The sequence below is a fragment of the Paracoccus laeviglucosivorans genome (genome assembly GCF_900182695.1).
GTDB lineage: Bacteria > Pseudomonadota > Alphaproteobacteria > Rhodobacterales > Rhodobacteraceae > Paracoccus > Paracoccus laeviglucosivorans.
Genome location: NZ_FXTK01000028.1, coordinates 17,019 through 35,040 on the forward strand (window position 1 = coordinate 17,019; position 18,022 = coordinate 35,040).

20 protein-coding genes are annotated in these 18,022 nt (G+C 61.1%); 8 read left to right on the forward strand and 12 right to left on the reverse strand.

Features of this window, described 5'->3' with window-relative positions; all coding sequences use genetic code 11:
• Window positions 1–29: 29 nt before the first annotated feature.
• From FN835_RS18900 to FN835_RS18910, 3 genes are all read right to left on the reverse strand, one after another.
• Entirely contained in the window at window positions 30–347 is a 318-nt protein-coding gene (locus tag FN835_RS18900; protein ID WP_246098810.1) for an enolase-like domain-containing protein, read from the reverse strand.
• Window positions 348–1,037: 690 nt separating this feature from the next.
• A complete protein-coding gene (gene scpB, locus FN835_RS18905; protein ID WP_142664800.1) occupies window positions 1,038–1,652 on the reverse strand; it encodes an SMC-Scp complex subunit ScpB in 615 nt (204 codons plus the stop codon).
• A 2-nt stretch (window positions 1,653–1,654) separates the two neighbouring features.
• Window positions 1,655–2,575: a DUF1403 family protein gene (locus FN835_RS18910; protein ID WP_142664801.1), complete on the reverse strand. Its 921-nt coding sequence runs from the start codon at window positions 2,573–2,575 to the stop codon at window positions 1,655–1,657.
• A 333-nt stretch (window positions 2,576–2,908) separates the two neighbouring features.
• Here FN835_RS18910 and FN835_RS18915 point away from each other — a divergent pair, with 333 nt between their 5' ends.
• The 4 genes from FN835_RS18915 to FN835_RS18930 all read left to right on the forward strand — a co-directional run bounded on the left by FN835_RS18915 (window position 2,909) and on the right by FN835_RS18930 (window position 7,914).
• Window positions 2,909–3,967, forward strand: a complete 1,059-nt coding sequence (locus FN835_RS18915) for a tyrosine-type recombinase/integrase (RefSeq protein WP_142664802.1) — start codon at window positions 2,909–2,911, stop codon at window positions 3,965–3,967.
• A gap of 415 nt (window positions 3,968–4,382) precedes the next feature.
• Window positions 4,383–5,567 carry a plasmid partitioning protein RepA gene (repA, locus tag FN835_RS18920; RefSeq protein WP_142664803.1) on the forward strand — a complete coding sequence of 395 codons (1,185 nt, stop codon included), beginning with the start codon at window positions 4,383–4,385 and terminating at the stop codon, window positions 5,565–5,567.
• Complete coding sequence (gene repB / locus FN835_RS18925) at window positions 5,567–6,532, forward strand: plasmid partitioning protein RepB (protein WP_142664804.1); 966 nt, start codon at window positions 5,567–5,569, stop codon at window positions 6,530–6,532. The genes repA and repB overlap by 1 nt, the downstream gene beginning before the upstream one ends.
• Window positions 6,533–6,714: 182 nt before the next feature.
• Window positions 6,715–7,914: a helix-turn-helix domain-containing protein gene (locus FN835_RS18930; RefSeq protein ID WP_142664805.1), complete on the forward strand. Its 1,200-nt coding sequence runs from the start codon at window positions 6,715–6,717 to the stop codon at window positions 7,912–7,914.
• Window positions 7,915–8,372: 458 nt separating this feature from the next.
• On the opposite strand, the gene FN835_RS18940 is transcribed toward FN835_RS18930, so the two are convergent.
• From FN835_RS18940 to FN835_RS18950, 3 genes are all read right to left on the reverse strand, one after another.
• Window positions 8,373–9,455 (reverse strand): Fic family protein, encoded by a 1,083-nt coding sequence (locus tag FN835_RS18940; RefSeq protein WP_142664807.1) that lies wholly within the window; start codon window positions 9,453–9,455, stop codon window positions 8,373–8,375.
• Between the two features lie 162 nt (window positions 9,456–9,617).
• On the reverse strand, window positions 9,618–10,616 hold the full coding sequence (locus FN835_RS18945) for a tetratricopeptide repeat protein (RefSeq protein ID WP_142664808.1): 999 nt from the start codon (window positions 10,614–10,616) through the stop codon (window positions 9,618–9,620).
• Complete coding sequence (locus tag FN835_RS18950) at window positions 10,603–10,848, reverse strand: DUF6429 family protein (RefSeq protein WP_142664809.1); 246 nt, start codon at window positions 10,846–10,848, stop codon at window positions 10,603–10,605. The genes FN835_RS18945 and FN835_RS18950 overlap by 14 nt, the downstream gene beginning before the upstream one ends.
• A 123-nt stretch (window positions 10,849–10,971) precedes the next feature.
• On the opposite strand from FN835_RS18950, the gene FN835_RS18955 reads away from it, so the two are divergent.
• Window positions 10,972–11,247, forward strand: a complete 276-nt coding sequence (locus tag FN835_RS18955) for a WGR domain-containing protein (RefSeq protein WP_142664810.1) — start codon at window positions 10,972–10,974, stop codon at window positions 11,245–11,247.
• An 11-nt stretch (window positions 11,248–11,258) separates the two neighbouring features.
• On the opposite strand, the gene FN835_RS18960 is transcribed toward FN835_RS18955, so the two are convergent.
• From FN835_RS18960 to FN835_RS18995, 6 genes are all read right to left on the reverse strand, one after another.
• Window positions 11,259–11,549 carry a hypothetical protein gene (locus FN835_RS18960; RefSeq protein WP_142664811.1) on the reverse strand — a complete coding sequence of 97 codons (291 nt, stop codon included), beginning with the start codon at window positions 11,547–11,549 and terminating at the stop codon, window positions 11,259–11,261.
• A 1,523-nt stretch (window positions 11,550–13,072) separates the two neighbouring features.
• Window positions 13,073–13,294: a hypothetical protein gene (locus FN835_RS18970; RefSeq protein WP_142664813.1), complete on the reverse strand. Its 222-nt coding sequence runs from the start codon at window positions 13,292–13,294 to the stop codon at window positions 13,073–13,075.
• Between the two features lie 50 nt (window positions 13,295–13,344).
• Entirely contained in the window at window positions 13,345–13,551 is a 207-nt protein-coding gene (locus FN835_RS18975) for a cold-shock protein (RefSeq protein ID WP_142664814.1), read from the reverse strand.
• Window positions 13,552–14,092: 541 nt separating this feature from the next.
• Entirely contained in the window at window positions 14,093–14,446 is a 354-nt protein-coding gene (locus FN835_RS18980; protein WP_185958752.1) for a hypothetical protein, read from the reverse strand.
• Between the two features lie 174 nt (window positions 14,447–14,620).
• Window positions 14,621–14,800 (reverse strand): hypothetical protein, encoded by a 180-nt coding sequence (locus tag FN835_RS18985; RefSeq protein ID WP_142664816.1) that lies wholly within the window; start codon window positions 14,798–14,800, stop codon window positions 14,621–14,623.
• Window positions 14,801–15,496: 696 nt separating this feature from the next.
• Window positions 15,497–16,051: an IS110 family transposase gene (locus tag FN835_RS18995; protein WP_246098811.1), complete on the reverse strand. Its 555-nt coding sequence runs from the start codon at window positions 16,049–16,051 to the stop codon at window positions 15,497–15,499.
• Between the two features lie 471 nt (window positions 16,052–16,522).
• Between FN835_RS18995 and FN835_RS19005 the strand changes: the two genes are divergently transcribed.
• The 3 genes from FN835_RS19005 to FN835_RS21340 all read left to right on the forward strand — a co-directional run bounded on the left by FN835_RS19005 (window position 16,523) and on the right by FN835_RS21340 (window position 17,921).
• Window positions 16,523–16,750, forward strand: coding sequence for an AbrB/MazE/SpoVT family DNA-binding domain-containing protein (locus tag FN835_RS19005; protein WP_142664818.1), 228 nt, complete (start codon window positions 16,523–16,525; stop codon window positions 16,748–16,750).
• Window positions 16,747–17,145 carry a PIN domain-containing protein gene (locus FN835_RS19010; RefSeq protein WP_281285424.1) on the forward strand — a complete coding sequence of 133 codons (399 nt, stop codon included), beginning with the start codon at window positions 16,747–16,749 and terminating at the stop codon, window positions 17,143–17,145. The genes FN835_RS19005 and FN835_RS19010 overlap by 4 nt, the downstream gene beginning before the upstream one ends.
• A 620-nt stretch (window positions 17,146–17,765) precedes the next feature.
• Window positions 17,766–17,921 (forward strand): hypothetical protein, encoded by a 156-nt coding sequence (locus FN835_RS21340; RefSeq protein ID WP_185958753.1) that lies wholly within the window; start codon window positions 17,766–17,768, stop codon window positions 17,919–17,921.
• The last annotated feature ends 101 nt before the right edge of the window (window positions 17,922–18,022 follow it).

The following is an 18,022-nucleotide window of genomic DNA, read 5'->3' on the forward strand; positions in this document are numbered from 1 at the left end:
AAGCATTGCAACGACACTGGGCCAGGGTCCTATCCAGGTGCCTCGCGGCGCAGCGTCCGATAGTCTGCATTCGCCATTGGCAGGGCGTCGATGCCAAGCGCCGGTGCATCGGAAATTTGCCACCGTCCGCCGAGCATATGAGACGTGGGATCAAAGAATGCATGGCGCAAGGGGTTAGGATTGACGTCTACATCTAACAGGCCGGGACCGCCCACCGCCGTCAGTACATGCGCCGCTACGAAAAGCCCGATCCCGGCACCAAGAAAATGCAGACAATTGGTCCGTACAGCCCCAAACGCCAGACTTGCGACCTGCGGACAGCGGGTGCGTCCGCCCCATTTCGACACATCTCCGTTAATTTTCAGCTACTGACCGCGCCCCAGCTCGTACTTTTTTGCTGCCACGAGCTGGCTCACTTGACGGCCGAGAGCAGAAAGCTCGCAGCGGAGATCGTCGATCTGATCTGCCAGATAAGGGTCGGGCTTTAGGAATGCCGACGGCACGGCGAACGCGACGAAGTGCGTCAGCACGGCTCTTTATGGCGAGACGCCCAACAAAGGCGTCAAATGCGAGCAGTTCCGCTCGGTCTCCTGGCTCAACTGAGCGAAGCTTGCGATCGCTGTATTGCTGCTCAGACAGCGTGCGTGGTCGTGGCGCTGCCGTGACGAACTTGTCCCATAGGGCATCCTTCCAGTCTAAAGAAAGGATCGCGCCATTAAATCGCGGGATTAAACGCCTGGAGCGCGGATGCTGCCCATCGCTGTTGGACAATCCACGCCGGAGTGCTCGGCCGGGCTTGCTGGATATTTTCATTCGTCGATCCAAGAGTCGCGGATCCGGCCGACAAGGCCTGCTAATGTGCCGCGACAACCTTCTACAGCCATTGAGCGGCAAACCGCAGCTAAACCGGCGCTCACACAGGGACCCGCGGCTCAGCAGTCATACCAGCACATCCTCTCCATCGCTCCGACGCGCGCCTGCGACGCGGATCTCCGCCCCCCCGCAAGCGATATGCCCCCATTGCCGAACGGTCCGCTTTACTCCTCTCCTGCAATGGGCATTCCGAGATCGATGCCGTCCTCGGCCAGCAGGCCCGCGTCCTGCAGCGCCTCCAGATCCGGCAGATCGCGCAGGCTGTCGAACCCGAACAGCGCCAGAAACGCCGGCGTGGTGACATAGCTGTAGGGGGCACCCGGCTCGGGACTGCGCGGGCCGCGGGCGATCAGACCCTGGCGCGACAGCCGCCCGATCAGATCGCGGCTGACCTCGCGCCCGGTCAATCGCGCAATCGCGCCGCGCGTCACCGGCTGCCGGTAGGCGATGATCGTCAGGACCAGCGCCTCGCCGGGGGTGAGGTCGCGTGCGGCGTCGCTGTCCCCTTGGGCGGCGCGGATCGCGTCGGCATAGCAAGCGCGGGTGCGCAACTGCCAGCCGCCGGCGACGCGGGCGATATCATAGGGCCGCCCGGCCAGCTCCACGGCGATGTCCTCGATCAGCAGCTCCAGCGCGCAATCGCTGCCCACAACGCGGGCCAGCACGGCGCGCGGGACGGGTTCGGCGCTGGCAAACAGCACCGCCTCGACCCGGGCCATCCATTCCCGCCAGCGCAGCGGCTGCGGCAGATCGGTCAGTTCGGTATCCAGCGGCACCATGCTCAGAGCCCGTAGAGCCGGAAGTTGGACCGTCCACTGAACTCGCGCACCAGACCCTGCGCGCTCAGCCGGTCGAACAGCCGCCGCGCGGCGCGGTCGCTGCCCCTTGCCCCGGCCTGGGCGGTCAGCACGTCTTCGGTGAGCAGCGCCGCGACCGTGGCGGCGGCATCCTTGCCGCGCAGTTTCGGCGCGACCGCGTGCAAGGCGGCCGCACGGCGGTCGAGATCGGCGTGAAGATCGATGGCGGCCAAGGCCGCCCTGCCCCAGGCCTGGGCGCAGGCCCGCAGCCAGGTCTCGCCCGACAGGCGAAACGCGGCGCGGGGCAGCGCGGTCGCCAGCAACGGCACGGGCCGATGCCAGCCAAGCGCCCGGGCCAGGCTGGCATCGGCCAGCCACAGCGCCAACCCGCGATGGGCCGGACTGAGGGCGAACACCTCGCCGGCCGCTTCGGCGGCCCCGCGCAACGGCAGGGTGCGCCCGGGCAAACGGCTGCCGATATCCCGCAGCAGCGACGCCAGCGGCGCGGGCGGCAGATCGAAGGCGGCGGGCAGACGCACGGGCCAGTCGGGAACCCGCAAGGCCCGCGCTTCGGCCAAGGCGCGCCAGCCCAGCAGCAGGCGCCCGGCCGGACCGGGATCATCGCCGGGACGGGTCAGCGCCACGGCATCGCGCAGTTGGACGGCGCCCTCGGGCCGCCCCTCCAGCGTCGCCACGGCGACCGCAGCGTCCAGCGCCAGCCGTTGCCGCCACGGGCCGCGCGCCGCCCCCTGCGCGCGGACCAACGGATCGATCCGCGCCAGGGCCGCACCGGTGGAAAACATCACGTGATCAACGCTGTCCTGCATCGCGCCCTGGCGGATCCAGCGCGGCAGGGCAGCGCGGTCGGGCGCGGCGTTCAGGTCGGGTTCTGACAGCTCGGACATGCGATCACGGTAGCGAACTACGGCGGTTTAGACCAGATATTTCGACGGAAAGCGCCGCGCCTGTCGTTTCCCTAAGACATCCGATAATGTTGCATTATCGGATATTTTGAGCTACGCCTGCAGAACGCACGCTCAGATGCGCAAAAATCCGTCGGATCGCCGGGATACATCAGATTCAAAACCTTCCCTGAAAAGCAGGCTGGGGTTCATGAGATTCTCGAGCGGCATCGTGAGACTGGACGCGCCGGTATGCGTGAGACCCGCGCCCCCGGTCGGAGGCGCTCGGCTTGCGTGGGCCGGAACAGACGCGCTGCGGCGCCAGGGAGATGGCAGATGTCCGACGATGCAACAGAGCCTGGCCGACCGAACCGGGAGGTCTCGCCCCCTGCCCCGCCAGAACACCAGCCCGCCGCTTTGCGCGATCTCGCCGACCGCGCGCGGGGCTATGCCGAAGCCGCCAGTTCCGCCAATACCCGCCGCGCCTATGCCGCCGACTGGAAGCATTTCGCCGGATGGTGCCGGCGCGAAGGGCTGGACGCACTCGCGCCCGATCCGCAGTTCGTCGGGCTCTACATCACCGCCTGCGCCAGCGGCGCACCGTCCGTCGGCGGCCGCGTCCATGCGGTCTCGACCATCGAGCGTCGACTCTCGGCCCTGGTCTGGGCCTATACCCAACGCGGGCTGAGCCTTGACCGGCGCGACCGCCATGTCGCCACCGTGCTGGCCGGGATCCGCAACCGCCATGCCGCCCCACCACGGCAGAAAGATGCGCTGCGGCCCGAGGATCTGATCGCCATGCTGGAGACCTGCGACCGCGGCAGCCTGCGCGGACTGCGCGACCGGGCCATGCTGCTGATCGGCTTTGCCGGCGGGCTGCGCCGGTCCGAGATCACCGGCCTCGATCTCGGCCGCGACCAGACCGAGGACGGCCGGGGCTGGATCGAGATCCTGCCCGGTGGCTTGCTGTTGCGCCTGCGCGGCAAGACCGGCTGGCGCGAGGTCGAGATCGGCCGCGGCTCGACACCCGCCACCTGCCCGGTTGAGGCGCTGGAGCTATGGCTGAGTTTCGCCCGGATCCGTGAGGGCGCTCTGTTCCGCCGGGTGACCGATCAGGGCCGTGCCGTCGGGCCAATGCGGTTGAACGACCGCGAGGTCGCGCGGCTGGTCAAGCGTGCCGCCGCTGCCGCGGGCCTGCGGGGTGATCTGCCCGAGCCGGACCGCCCTGCCCTCTTCGCGGGACATTCGCTGCGGGCGGGCCTCGCCAGCAGCGCCGAAGTCGACGAGCGTCATGTGCAGAAGCAGCTCGGCCATGCCAGCGCCGAGATGACCCGCAGATATCAGCGGCGGCGCGACAGGTTCCGGGTCAATCTGACGAAGGCGGCGGGGTTGTGATGTTGGACTGGAAGAGCCGTGCATATCCTACGCCCCGGTACGCTGAGCAAATCTGAACAACTGTCCGATCTCAGCATCGCCAGCAAGCCAACCGCGAGCATTCCAGTCTGCGGCTGCGAGGCGCGCTCCGAGCTTAGAGGCTGCACTCTCCTCGCGCCTTCTGCTTTGGTGTCGGACGGGGCTTCGCCCCTCGCTTCTACTATTCGCCAGTAGTTTACTGTGCGCGGCTATACTCTATGCAGCGAGCCGCCACTTTTACAGCTGTAAACCGGCTGGGCATTCCATTCATGCATGTAGACGCACCCTGCAAGAGCAGACACTATATACAGGAAACTCTTGACATAAGGCAATGAATCGCCGTCTTTGTCAGCAAGTGGCGTGAAAAAGGCCACATTTTCGGATTTGAGGCAACCAGATGATTCCCGTGACACCGCTAACTGCGGATCGCCCGTCGGCACTTGCAACCGACATCTCTGAGCGACTAAATGCCGCGATCAGGGAACATTTGCTTGCCGCGTTTGCTCCTGACAACACGAAGACACTTCGTGAGTTTTCAGCGCCGGAGGTCGCGGAACTGCTCGATGTCTCGGGCCAGTTCCTGCGGAAAGTCCACACAGACGGCGTCCTTCCTGAACCGGCGATCAACCGCGGGGGACGGCGATACTATTCCGGCCAAGAGGTTCTTAACGCGCGCGACATACTCGAGCGAACCTCTCGTAAGAAGGGACACTACCTGCCACACAGGATCGAGGGCGAGAAGCTCCAAGTCTGGCAGTTGATGAACTTCAAGGGCGGGTCGAGCAAAAGCACGACGACAATCCACCTTGCCCACTACTTCGCCTTGCAAGGCTATCGGGTTCTAGTCGTTGACCTCGACCCTCAAGGCTCCCTCACGTCCATGTGCGGGATCAGCCCCGAAATCGAGTTCGACGGGCTGACGATCTACGATGCCATCAAATACGACAACCCGTCCTCGATGGCAGACGTGATCGTGAAGACCTATTTTCCAGGCCTCTCAATCGCCCCTTCTCGGCTCGTGCTGTCGGAATTTGAGACTGAATCCGCGGCTCACTCGAACCAAGAGCAGCCATTCTACCTCCGGATCCGCGATGCCCTGGCACAGGTCGAGTCGGATTACGACCTAGTCTTTATGGACAGCCCCCCGCAGATCGGCTTCCTGACAATTTCCGGGATGGCCGCCGCGACCTCGATCATCGTCCCGATGACACCATCGATGCTGGACGTTTCGTCTACAGCACAGTTCCTTGAACTCGCAGGCGCTTACATGGGGGTCATAGAAGATGCAGGTGCGGCGCTCGACTATGACCATTTCAAGCTGCTAATCACGCGGGATGAACCGACAGACATCCCATCCCAGCAGATTACATCCTTTATGCGGGCACTGTTTCAAGACCGTGTCATGTCTGCCACCGCGCTCAAGAGCACCGCAATTAGCGACGCCACCATGTTGAAGCAGTCCCTCTACGAGGTGGTTCGCTCCGACATGACAAGGGCGACATATGACAGGGCCCGGGGGTCGATGGACGCTGTTGGCCGCGAGATTGAAGCAATGATCCGCCAAACCTGGGGACGTAAGTGATGGCTCGCAAATCGCTCAGCGGAATGACCGGCATCGCGAGCACGATCGCACGGTCCACCACCGCCGCTTCCGATCGATCGACGAAAATCACGGCGCCCGCGCTCGGCGCCCTGCAAGGATCTCTCGCAGCGATCCGCGAGATCGAGCCCGGTTTGATTGACGACTGGGGGCCTGTCGACCGGCTGACACCCTTTACAGCTGTAAACGACGATGAAGCTGATGACGGTCTCGACAGCCTTGCGAACAGCATTCGGGACCAAGGGCAGCAGGTGCCTATTCTGGTCAGAAAGGCAAAGGTCGAAGGCCGCTACGAAGTTATTTATGGGCGCCGTCGCCTCGCCGCCTGTCGCGACTTGGGCATCAAGGTCAGAGCCAACGTTCAGGATCTGGATGACGCTACGGCACTAATTGCCAAAGGTCTTGAGAATGCCGCTCGAAGGAACCTTTCCTTCTACGAACGTGCCCGTTTCGCGCAAGCGATCTTGGATGCCGGACATTCACCCACCACGGCGAAAGCAGTGCTCAACCTGTCCTCCGCCGGACTTTCACATCTGACGAAGATCACCCAAGCTGTCCCTGCCGATGTCGGGTCCCTCATAGGGGCCGCGCAAAAGTCCGGGCGACCTAAATGGACCTCTCTGGCGGATCTCTTCATCGCCGGCAAGCTGACCGAGAAGACGGCCGGCGTCATCCTGCAATCCGCAAACGAGCGCCTGACCTCGGACGAGCGCCTGGATCTCCTCATTCATGAGGCAACAAAGCGCGGGGCCCGCCATGATGGCAGCGCCGAAAACACCCTCGTCGACGGAGTGACGATCCGAACCGGGAGCAATTCGGTTACTTTGACGGTGAAACGCCGAGGTACAAGTGCAGGGTTCGCTTCCTGGCTGGACACCCGCTTGGAGGGCCTAATCAGACAATCCTATGCGGAGTTCAAAGCCATTTCTCCGCAGGACAAAGATTAAACGACTGAGGCAGAGCAGAAAGGAGGAAAGGCTAGCAAAACAAACCCCCGAAGCCGCGAAGCTCCGGAGGCTGCCGCGCCGAAGCGCATTCTCGATTAGACACCCTGAATCTAGCAGCCCCAGACTCGCGAATCAAGAGGAACGCTTGCGAGCGAACGGGATAGTTTTGTCCGCTGACCAGCATGACGCACATCACATCCACGGCCGCAGCGGCCGGGGCACAGCAAATCTGTGTCCAATCTGTGGAGCAATCGTTCCCCGGCATGGGTTCGATCACCCAACAGCCAACATTTCGGCCGATCTCGCGCCGAGACATCATGGCCGCGGTTAACATTTGCAGCCGCGACCTCGGCATTAGGCAAGGTGCGGTCGTTGTACTAGACGCCCTGCTAAGTTGCCTTCCCTGCAGAGGCGCGGATGGGCGTGAAGTACCAGTCTCGTCGACTAACCTGCTCACTGTCTATGCGAGCAATGAAACTCTATGCTTCCGTGCCAAGGGCCTCACTGATCGTCAGTTGCGCCGACATCTCGAGAAGCTGGAGACCGCCGGGCTGATCCGCCGCCGCGATAGTGCCAATGGGAAACGTTTCCCGATCATGCAGAACGGAAAACCAGTTGGCGCATTCGGACTGGACCTCTCGCCGCTCTTCGCGCGCTCGGATGACTTGCGCACGCTTGCTCTACGACGCCGCGAAGAGGCGGATGAACTGCGCGGACTAAAATCCCAGATCCTTAGGCTCCGCGCTGCATGCACCGAGATTCCGCTGGATGAGGCTCTCTGCACCTTTGTCGACGGATTGCGCAACATGGTTCGGCGAACCACGCTCACCATCGTTGAGGCGCGGGCAGCGCTCAAACAGCTGACCGCAGTCCTAACCCACCATGCAACAAAAGGTGCCGAAGCACGGGAGGACGCGAACGACCCACGTTTAGAGACACGAGCAGAGGCTCCTTCTTACTCCGCACGCGCAACTACTGGCCACAACAGGGTCAAAGCTATTCAGGTCTCGTCCGGACATGACACAAACCAAATAGGCGACACCATGATGGCTGACCAAACGCCCGCCTCTGACGGACGAAATGTCCGCCACATTAAGCCATATTCAGATTCAAAAAAAATAGGCGTAGCGATGAGCAATCGTCCGGACTGGGGAGCACTGACCCAGATCAACGCATTCTATGACGAACCAACCTCAGTGAAAGACACCGCAAGGATCGCTTTTGAATTCGGCAAGATGCTTAGGATAGCCCAGAATGTACTCGCCAGCGCAGCAAGCAGACTTGGGCTATGGGATCTTCTTCGCCTCGAAAATCGAATGGCTGAGCAGATAGCATACATCCGTGACCCTAACGCCTACATGAAATCTGTGCTACGAAACTGACCAGACAGTTTTAAAGTAGACCAAAAACCAGCATACGATGCACTATTCTAGTTATAGTAGTGGCGTAGCGGAAGACATCCACGAATTGATTTATAGGCGCGAAGCTCTGCTGAGCAGGGAAGGGTAGGGCACCATCGGCAAGATACGTCACATGACCTGCCCCGGAAGTTTCGCGCGTGGGAGAATACAGAGATCTTCACGTTTAAGGGCCGGAACGTTCGATAAAGCGTGGCAGCCCCCATTTGCAACGGCGAACATCGTGAACCCAAAGCGCAAGCATGCGAGGAACGGGTTGCTATCATCCGCCGAGTTCGAACGGCAGCAGATGATGAAACGTGAAGGCGTCTGAGAAACCCGGGGCTTGCCAATGGGAACATTCTGTCTTGTGTCGTCCCACGCCCGAAGATCCGAAAAAAAGCCGGTGCAAATTCAGTTATGAGGCTGGGTGACTTGGGCGATCACAGTCGGATTGTGTAGGCTGTGGAACGTCCGCCTGCCTCCGAGCGGCTCAGCACCCCTATGGCCACCAACGCATTCAGATCCCGCGTTGCAGTCGGACCGGATGCGCCGGAAATCCGTGCGTAGCTCCTTGCGCTGATACCTTCAGCAACCCGCTTCGGACCCGCTTCAAAAATCTTGCGCATGACAGCTTCTTGCCGTTGCGACATTGCGGCACTGTGCCGGATAAAGAATGCGTTCCGGGCCAAAAGGAACTGAGCCTCCTGCCGCGCCACTTGGGCCGCGCGGCATAGGCACTGGAGGAACCAGGTTACAAAGGCTGTTGCGTCGATTCGATCACCGTCCTCATGCCGACCTGCTTGAAGGGCCTCGTAATAGGCGCGCTTTTCCATCTCGATCTGCCGGGACAGTGAAAAGGGCAGGGCATTTTGCTGAGCAAAGACATTATCGATCAGCGCTCGGCCAATCCGACCATTGCCATCCGCGAATGGGTGGATGGTCTCGAACCACAAATGTGCGATAGCCGCCTTGATGCTGACGGGCATGACATGCTCTGTCGCCATCCACGCGAGAAGTCGGCTCATCTCCTGGTTGAGCCGTTCCGGAGGAGGGGCCTTGAAAAGAACCTCGTGCGTTCCTGCAACAGCCGAGCGGACGATTTCGATATCGCTCTGGCGCCACCGGCCGGGATCATCGACTTCCATGCGGAAGAACAGCAGCCGATGCCATTCGCAGAGCGTCTCCGCCGACACAGGGTCATGATGATCGCGTGCGCGCAGCAAAAGCGTTGCAATGGCGTCGGAGCGCCTGTCGAACGCATTTCTCTCCCGGTGCAGCAACGATGCTACGACGGACACCTCCAACTGGGTACGGTCAAGCGTCACGCCTTCGATGCCAAAGGAACCAAGGGCTTCCTGCACGATCCGCCGCAGTTGCAGCTCCTCGCGCTCTGACGCGCTCAGGCCCGCCTGCATTCCGGTGATTTCGCCTATCGCCTGGCTGGCGCTGGCCAGATCAGACGCAACTTCTTGGGCGTCATACCAAAAATTTGGCCATGCGCTGCTTTGCCATATCCACGGCATGATCCGAATATCCTCAGTATTCTCATCATTATCTATAGAAATTTGATTTGAATATCAAGCGTAATCGCGTCAACTTGGGGAGATGCATTTGGCTAGCGAGAGAGCACGATGAAAGTGTGGCTATAGGAATAATGCCAGAGCTTTCGTGCATGCCTGCCCTCGTCACCACAGCCGCAGTTGCCACGGCCAGATGGCGCCATGCCGCGGATGGACCCGACGACGAACCATCGCTTTGGAAAGGCCGTCATTGATCTCGTCGGTCACAGCGCCCAGCTGGTCGAGCAGTATTTTGCGCTGCCCGACCTCGTCTTCCCACGCCAGCTGCTCCCGAAGAGAAATTATCTCGGCCCGGTGGCGTAGGACTGTGGGCTGATTGAACAGCCAGCGCAGGAAGGCCAGCGCCTCGGGCGTGCGTTGCCACAGGGGCGCCGCCATTCTGGTATATTCCCGTGCCAGCATGGTGGCGGCGAAGTTACGACCGTGCCACAGCGGCAGCGGGGCAGGGTCGGGGTTCCCGCTGAGGATCTCGGCAATATAAAGATTGCTGGCAAATCCGCGCTGCAGGCTGCTGGCGGCAGCGGTGACATTGCCTTCCGAGAACTCCAGCAATGCGAGTTCATAGTGATAGGGCGGATAGGCACTGGCATGAGCGGTAAAAATCTCCCGCGCCAGACCGGGTTGCTTGCAGCGCAGATAATACGAGCCGATGGCGAAACGCACACCCTGATGGTCGTCGGGATTCCACCGCAACATCTGCGCCATGATCGCGACGGCCTCGGCGAACTTCCCGAGCGCGGCATAACAGAGCGCGCTGCCCTGCGCAGCGCGTAGAAACGGGCGGTTGTTCAGAAACACCCATTCAATCGGACCGGCGTACTCCTCCGGGATCACCGCTCTGCCGATTTCATACCCGGCCAGACAAGCGGCGAGTGCCAGTTTCGGTCGGCCTTGATCGGACAGGGCGGCCCCCAGATGCGCATGGCCGTCGATGTAAAGCGGATGCCGCGATACGATGTCGCGCAAGGCGGAGAGATATTTCGCAGGCGAGATCTGAGCCTCATTACGGGCGTCCAGCAGCGCGTCGAGTTCACGTGATGCCTCGACACCGAACTCACCGTGATCGAATTCGGCACCATCCGGGAAGATCTCAAGCTGGATCATCATTCCCATCCATCACGAACATCGTCTGAAACAGCGCCTCGGCGCGGTCCATGCCAGCCTGCGTCAGTTGCACCGACTTGGCCCGGTTGACCGGATTTGTGATATAGCCCTTGCGGTGCAGACGCGCCAACACGGTCCAGTCGAAGCCTTTCCAGGCACGGTTGCGGTCGTGCAGTGTCAGGCAGAGCAAGGCCATCACTGCATCATCGATCTTGTCATGGTCCAACTGCATCGGCCCGCACCCCGCTTTGGAAGAAAGGTTGGGGTGTCCGGTTCACCCGGTCAAGCAAAGCCGTGGACAAGATCCACATCGCCTACTTGCCGCGCCGCGCGCAGCGGTTAAGCTGTGCCGACCATGTCCGGACCCGCCATCGCCCCGACCGACACCCAGATCGAGATGTTCCCGCGCGAGCTTCAGCTTCAGCGCCATGACCCGGCGCGCAATATGCGGCGTTACTACCGCATGTCGGTCGAGCGGGATTTGTTCGGCGGTGCTAGCCTGATCCGCGAATGGGGCCGCATCGGCGCGCGGGGTCAGCGCAGGATCGAGGCCCATCTGGATGAGGGTGAGGCGGTCAGCGCATTGTTGAAGCTAGCCCGCACCAAGCGCCGCAAAGGTTACGCGGGCTAAGCCCGCCGCCCTCAGAGGTTGCTGTCAATCCAGCGCGACAGCAGCTGCCGGTCGCGGAAGCATTCATCCGGCACGCTGCGCCGCTTGGCCTGGGCAATGCGTTCGGCAAAAGCCACCTGTTTCGAACTTGGCCGGTGATCGAAGCTGGGCGCGTCCTTGGCTTGTGCCTCAATCCAGGCGCTGAGCGCCCGACGATCCTGTTGCACCGACCAGGGCAGGAATGTGTTGTTCCGGCTGGCCAACGCTTGTGCATAGGCCAGCTGGCGTGCAGTGGCGGGCAGAGCAAAGCTCACGTCGTCCATCACGAACTCCTTGGGCATCGTTCGCCCCATACTAGAACATAACATGAACAACAGCAAGCTATACCTGTTCTGCCGCGTGAGCATCAACCAGCGTTCACGGGACTTCGCGAACATAGAGAGCCGCGCCTTGCGCCTCCCGTGTCACAGCAAATGCCGGAGCCGTGGATCGACCGGGCAGGGGCCCGGCTCACCCAGGCGCCGCAGTCTTTTGCGATTACATGTCGTCCGCCTCGCATCCGCAGGCCGGTCGGATCAAGGGGCGAGCGCCGCGCAGGCGCGTCGTCTGCGGCCGAGCCCGTGTCCTCGCTTTGCTGCGGGCCGCGCCAGCCCGGCCTCCGATCCATGACCGCCCGGCCTGCGGCCACGAGCAGGGCTGTGCCCCTCCTGCTCTGCCCCGGGGAAATACCGGGATTTTCCAGACGTCAGACGGAAAGGCCTCGGCCCAAGCAGACGAGGGGCATCGGCCCCGCACCGCGGCACCAAGGAGGCCAGATCCTGGTGCAAGCTGTCTATCTTGCAATCACCTGCATGGCTCACACGTTCGATTCTTCACAGACGTGTCGATGACAAAAGATCAGACCGGACCGATCTGGGGTTGTGCAATGGGCCGAAATACTGACTAATCAAGTGTGGCGGCGTCGAGGGTGTCCTGTGATGTCGGTTTGTTTCCTTGGGACGACGTGCAGGGCCACGGAAGGCAATTCGCGAGCTTGCGCTTCGTGAGCCTCAGGCCAAGGAAGATATCCGCCCAAGCGGCTCGCACTTGACTGCACCTAAGCCATTGTCTGGTCAGGTGACTGGCCAACAAAGTCTGGAATGGTCTCATCTTGTGACTGACGCAAAATCCATTCGACCCGTCGCCTTCGAGGACTCTCGCGGCCAGATGCGCGTCGTCAGCGACGCAAAAAGTTTGGGCCGGATGCTGTTTCTGCACTGTAACCGCGCCGACCCCACGTATAAGGCAGCCGTGCGATCACTCGTTTACTACGCCTTGGGACGCGGCTCCTCCGAAGATGCTCGCGCCACGTTCGTGACCGCGCTCACGGCGGCAGGATTGCGTGTTCTTGGCGTGCCGCAGTGATGCGGCCTTGTATGCCCATTTCCTCGCAGGATGTAGCGTCTCCTTGGGAAGACTTTGCTGTGTCTCCTTCGATCACCTGGCACCCAATGCACAAGAAAGGCGCGATATGTCGACTTTACCCATCATCGAGAATGCGGATACGGAGCTGAACTCCTCCGGATTTTCCGCCGTTCCCAGGCTCGATACAGCCCAAGGGCATTCTGACTTCCAACACGCGGTTAAGCAGTTCGCCGATAACAGTAAAAGCTGGGAACTCCTGCGGACACATGCCGGACGTTTCGAAGCGTGGGAGAAGGCAGAGTTCGTCAGATTTGAGGGCTGCAACGTCCGATAATGCGCGGCAACCCTCATCTGCAACGGCGAAACATCGTGAAGCTTCGTGCAACTGTTCACCCGACCCGGACGGCTTTCAGCTCAGACCAGGGAAGTCAGGCTGCGCGGTCTAATCCGGCTTGGATGCCGATTTTCTACGTGATCTCAAATTAGGCTTCACCGCCGGCAATTCGGCCTGATCCCTTGCCAGACGCGCCTCCTTGAGGGCAGCCGTCAATGCGCTGCGTCGGCCATTTTCCTCGTCCAGTATATGCAGCGCCTCTGCTTTCGTGCGCTCCCATGGCGTCTGCGGAGCGGGCGTCGCGCGAAACAGGTCTTTTGGGTTGGTCATAGGTGGCTCCGATAAAAAAGCTCCGGTGCGGACACCGGAGCATTCTGGAATTAGCCGATCGAGAGGTTGACCGCGGATTGTCGGCCGTCGCGGCCTCGTTCGACCTCGAAGCTGACCTCCTGTCCATCATTCAGGCTTTGCAAGCCAGCGCTCTCGACAGCGGAGACATGCACGAACACGTCGTTACCGCCGCCTTCCGGTGCGATGAACCCGAAACCTTTTTGTGCGTTGAAAAACTTCACGGTGCCTTTGGTCATTGTCAGGCTCCTATATTGATTTGTCGCCCGCATGGTGCGGCGACCCGGCTTGGTCACACGAAACAGACTGCAGCCATCGATTAGGAGGAGACAGATGCGCGAGAAACGTCACCTCCCCGATATAGTGCTCTTTGACAGAATTACAAACCGGACCGTGATAGCTCGCAACATGCAGTGGGACAGCGGCGATATGTCTGGACGGGGCACCTCACGAAAGCACCTCTTCCCGCGACACTGCCCGGCTACGATCGCGGGAAGTGAACCACAATACCTTCGAGACACCGCGCGTCATCAAAGCCCCTGTGTCGTTGCTGCTCATCGTGTGCGCGGCAATTTATTGGATCCAAGAATATGGGATATCCTGCGGGGCGAGTCATGGATCGATAACAAACTGTCTTCGTTCAGAACATTGGCGGCGGGGTTGTCGTCGCAGCCCAGATCAAGACGACATGCGGCGTGCATGGTCTTCGTTCAGATCGGCCGAGGTCAGACGGAACTGCGCGACATATGGCTGAGTGAGAATAAACTCTCTTGGTGTCATTCAGCTTTCATCGTGTGTGTTCCGCCGAAGAAACCTTACCGGGTACGGTTGCGGTTCTTCATTCAGTCCGGGAACGAGCGGCGGCGCGATTTCAACCTCTTCTGCTCGCCCCTGTCCAAGGCTTTCGATACTTCCCATGGTTAACGGGGAAACAATTGGCACCCACAAGGCGAAGCGCTCATCCAATGTGACGCGTCGCGCCGTGGTCGGGATCATGAGCCTGACGCCATCAGAGTTGACCAGCCGAACTATACACCAGTGCTTGTAGGCCAGCAGGCTTTCGAGATGCCAAGGCGGGTTATGGAAGATGTCGGTAATTCCGGTCAGTGCGTCTGTCAGGGCGACTGTTCGCATCAACGGCACCTCATGGCTCGAGAAAACGGCGGATTTAGCCCGCCGTTTTTCGCTTCCGGTTTACAGCGCACGCCAGCAGTCGACGGCAAGGTCTCACTTTGTTGCGCCGTTTTCGGAAGTGCAGCACTCAGGGGGGGTAAGGGTAGCGCATCTGCCGCGCTAAGTGCCGGTAAATCAGCCGCGCTGGTCGCGCTGCTGCTTTTCGATCTCAATTTGACGATCGCGTTCTTTCAGCTTGTCGCCGGGGTCACTCACCTCTTCGTCGCCGAGCGGGCGTTTGGTGAGGTCGTCCTGTTGCTGCTGCTGATTGTCTTCCTGCCGGGAAGTATTTTCGCGTTCTTGGTCGGCACCCATGCTGGGTCCTCCATAACACCGCCGGGGAATGCCGGAGGATGCATTATAACTGGAGACTGCCCTGCAAAATTACATCACGCTTCAGAAAACTATCGCATACCGCCTAGTTATCGCCCGAAAGAATAATTCCTAGCGGCGTGTCCTGCCGTGACAACGTTCCAGCGCCTGCTCGATCGCATAACAGCGGCGTTTGACAACCATTGCGACCCGCGCCATGGGCGCGGCCCAAGCTGGGCTATGGCCGTCACCGGGGCTCGACCGGGCAGGGGGCCCGGCTCACCCCGGTGCCGCAGACTTTCCATCACATCGGGTCCGCCTCGCATCCGCCGTCCGGTCGGATCAAGGGGCAAGCGCCGCGCAGGCGCGTCGTCTGCGGCCGGGCCCGTGTCCTCGCTTTGCTGCGGGCCGCGCCAGCCCGGCCTCCGACCCATGACCGCCCGGCCTGCGGCCACGGGCAAGGCTGTGCCCTTCCCGCTCTGCCCTCCGGAAAACACCGGAGTTATCCAGACGTCAGACGGAAAGGCCTCGGCCCAAGCGGACAGAAGGGCATCGGGCCCAGGCGCCGCACCCAAATTGGAAAGGCCCGACAGAATGGCATTCGATCTTTACCAGCATGTCACCGACAGCATTTCTGCGGCAGTCTTCGGGTCGTTGGAGAATGGACGACACGTCAGCGCCGCGCCGAGCAAGCTGTGCCTAACGGAGCTTGGAAATCGCCACCTGCACGCAGGATTGCGCGGCTCCTGACCATGGGGCGGGATCACCTGTCCAGAAGCAATGCAAGACACCCGTCAGATACGACAGGGTCACCATCGCCTGCGAGCGCGATTTGACGGCCGTATCTCTCGCGATCTTCAGATGTCTGATCATCTCTGATGATCCAGTTTGCGTCTTTGAGCGCGCCGTTGCTTGCCCGGAAAGAACGGATCTGGCGGCGCCCTCTGCGTCCAGGCTGTCTGTCTTGCCCTGCGTGTATCGCAGCTGACGGTTTGGCCGCGTGACCTCGACCACCGTGTGTCCTTGGGAAAGCAAAGACCGTGAGAGGCCAGCACCATACGAGCCAGTTCCTTCAATTCCGAATGCCAGAACCTCCCCATAAGATCGCGACCAGCGTTCCAAATCTAAATATCCTTTCGAATTTGCCGGTATGGACAGCGCGGCCAACCGAGCGCCTTGCGTATCAATGGCGACGGCGACATGGGTTGCTTTATGGGTGTCGATACCGATGATAACTGGATGTGTGGTCGTCATGGTGCCCTCATTGCTTGAAGCATGCCCGGGCACCGATCCGAGGGGACAGGACTGTGAGGGGGCGTCCCCGTCAGGCTCCTATAAGGTCACATCTCGCCCGTTGCCGGGGCGACTTGACGGTCGACACGTCAACACAATGACACGCGGTCAATCGTAGCATGGGTCAGGCCATTAAGCCGCAATACCATATTCACAGTCATGGCAGTTGCCGCGGCGGCTCGACGATGCACATGGCTGCGGTCAACCCTTCCACCTAGCGACATGCCGGTGCGCGCCTTCGGGACATTCACCCAAGATTTGCACGACCTTGCCAACTCGTTCCAGTCATGCGGCGTTACTCGCGTGGCCACGGAATCCACCGGTGTTTACTGGATAGGCACTCTGTCCGCATTTGGCGTGGCGCATTTGCAGCGCTTTACCTTCTGACGCGATGGATATACTTTATCCTCATCGGATATCATGGAGGCATACATGCAAATTGCGAAATGGGGAAACTCCCTCGCTGTGCGGCTGCCCGCCAAGCTCGTGGCCGAGCTGGGTCTGCAGGCCGGGGATCAGGTTCAGATCGAGGCGGCTCCCGGGCGGTTGACCGTGGCGCGCCCGCGCTCGACCGACGACATCCTGGCTGATCTTGATCGTTTTCGCGGTCGTCTGCCAGGAGAGTTTCGGTTTGACCGCGATGCGGCGAACGCGCGGTGAAAACTGCAATCGACACCAATGTCCTGCTTCATTTGCTGGATGATGGCCCAAAGATGATAGCTGCGCGCGACGTGCTGGCGGCTGGAGGAATGATCAGCGTTCAGGTGCTGAATGAGATCACCACCGTCTGCCGCCGCAAGATCGGTATGCGATGGGACGAAATCCGCGACTTCGTGGGGTTGCTGCGCGAATGTCTGACCGTCGTGGATCTCACCGAAGCAGTGCATGATGTCGGTCGTGCACTGGCCGAAAGGTATAATCTGTCGGTTTACGACGCGATGATCGTGGCTTCGGCCTTGGTGAATGGCTGTGACGCGCTCATATCCGAAGACATGCAGGACGGGTTGGTCGTGGAGGGACGACTGCGTATCCAAAACCCCTTCGCAGGGAGCTGACATGCCGAGTTCCAGAGGTCGACATGGGCTTGAGCCCGACGCAGGCTCCAGGGCGTCTGCCGCCCGCGCGGCGGTCGGCACCGGGCGCAAGCTCGGCGCATTGGCCTCACGCAAGCCCATTGCCGCGAAGCTCCCGGCTGCGGCAGGTCGGCTCCGGTCTCTTCGAGCCCGCCTCTGACCCGCCGGTCCTGGTCGCTCTGCGGCATTGCTCTTGGCCCGAAGGGTAAAGCCCCCTGACGCAGGTGGCGTTCGAGGTGCTGGCACAGTCCGGTCGCGTCTTGCCTAGGTTGCCGCCCTGCACATTTATGCTGCGGCCCGCGCCAATGGCGCGGCCCAAGCCGGACAAGTGCCGTCGCTGGGGATCGACCGGGCAGGGGGCCCGGCTCACCCCCGGCGCCGCAGACTTTTCCATCACATAAAGTCCGCCTCGCATCCGCCGTCCGGTCGGATCAAGGGGCGAGCGCCGCACAGGCGCGTCGTCTGCGGCCGGGCCCGTGTCCTCGCTTTGCAGCGGGCCGCGCCAGCCCGGCCTCCGACCCATGGGCGGTCATACCTGAGCACAGAGTTGCGTCAACTGCTGCGAAGTCCTATCTTTGGGTGAGGTGAAGGAGCCAAATGGCATGCGGACCGAGCAGGAAAAACAGCGGCGCTGGATCACTTCAGCCGAGGCCGGTCAGCCGGGTGACCCGGACTATGAGGCATGGCTTGCAAAAGACATTGACGAGGCCACAGCTGAACTGGATGCCGGCAAGGTGTTGATTTCCACCCAGAACTGAGCCGGAGGGGGTGCGGACAAAATGTTGGACTGTTTTTACGGTATAAGGCCGAGGCTTTTACGGTATTCGATCGGGCTGCGGCCACCAAGTGACATCTTGAT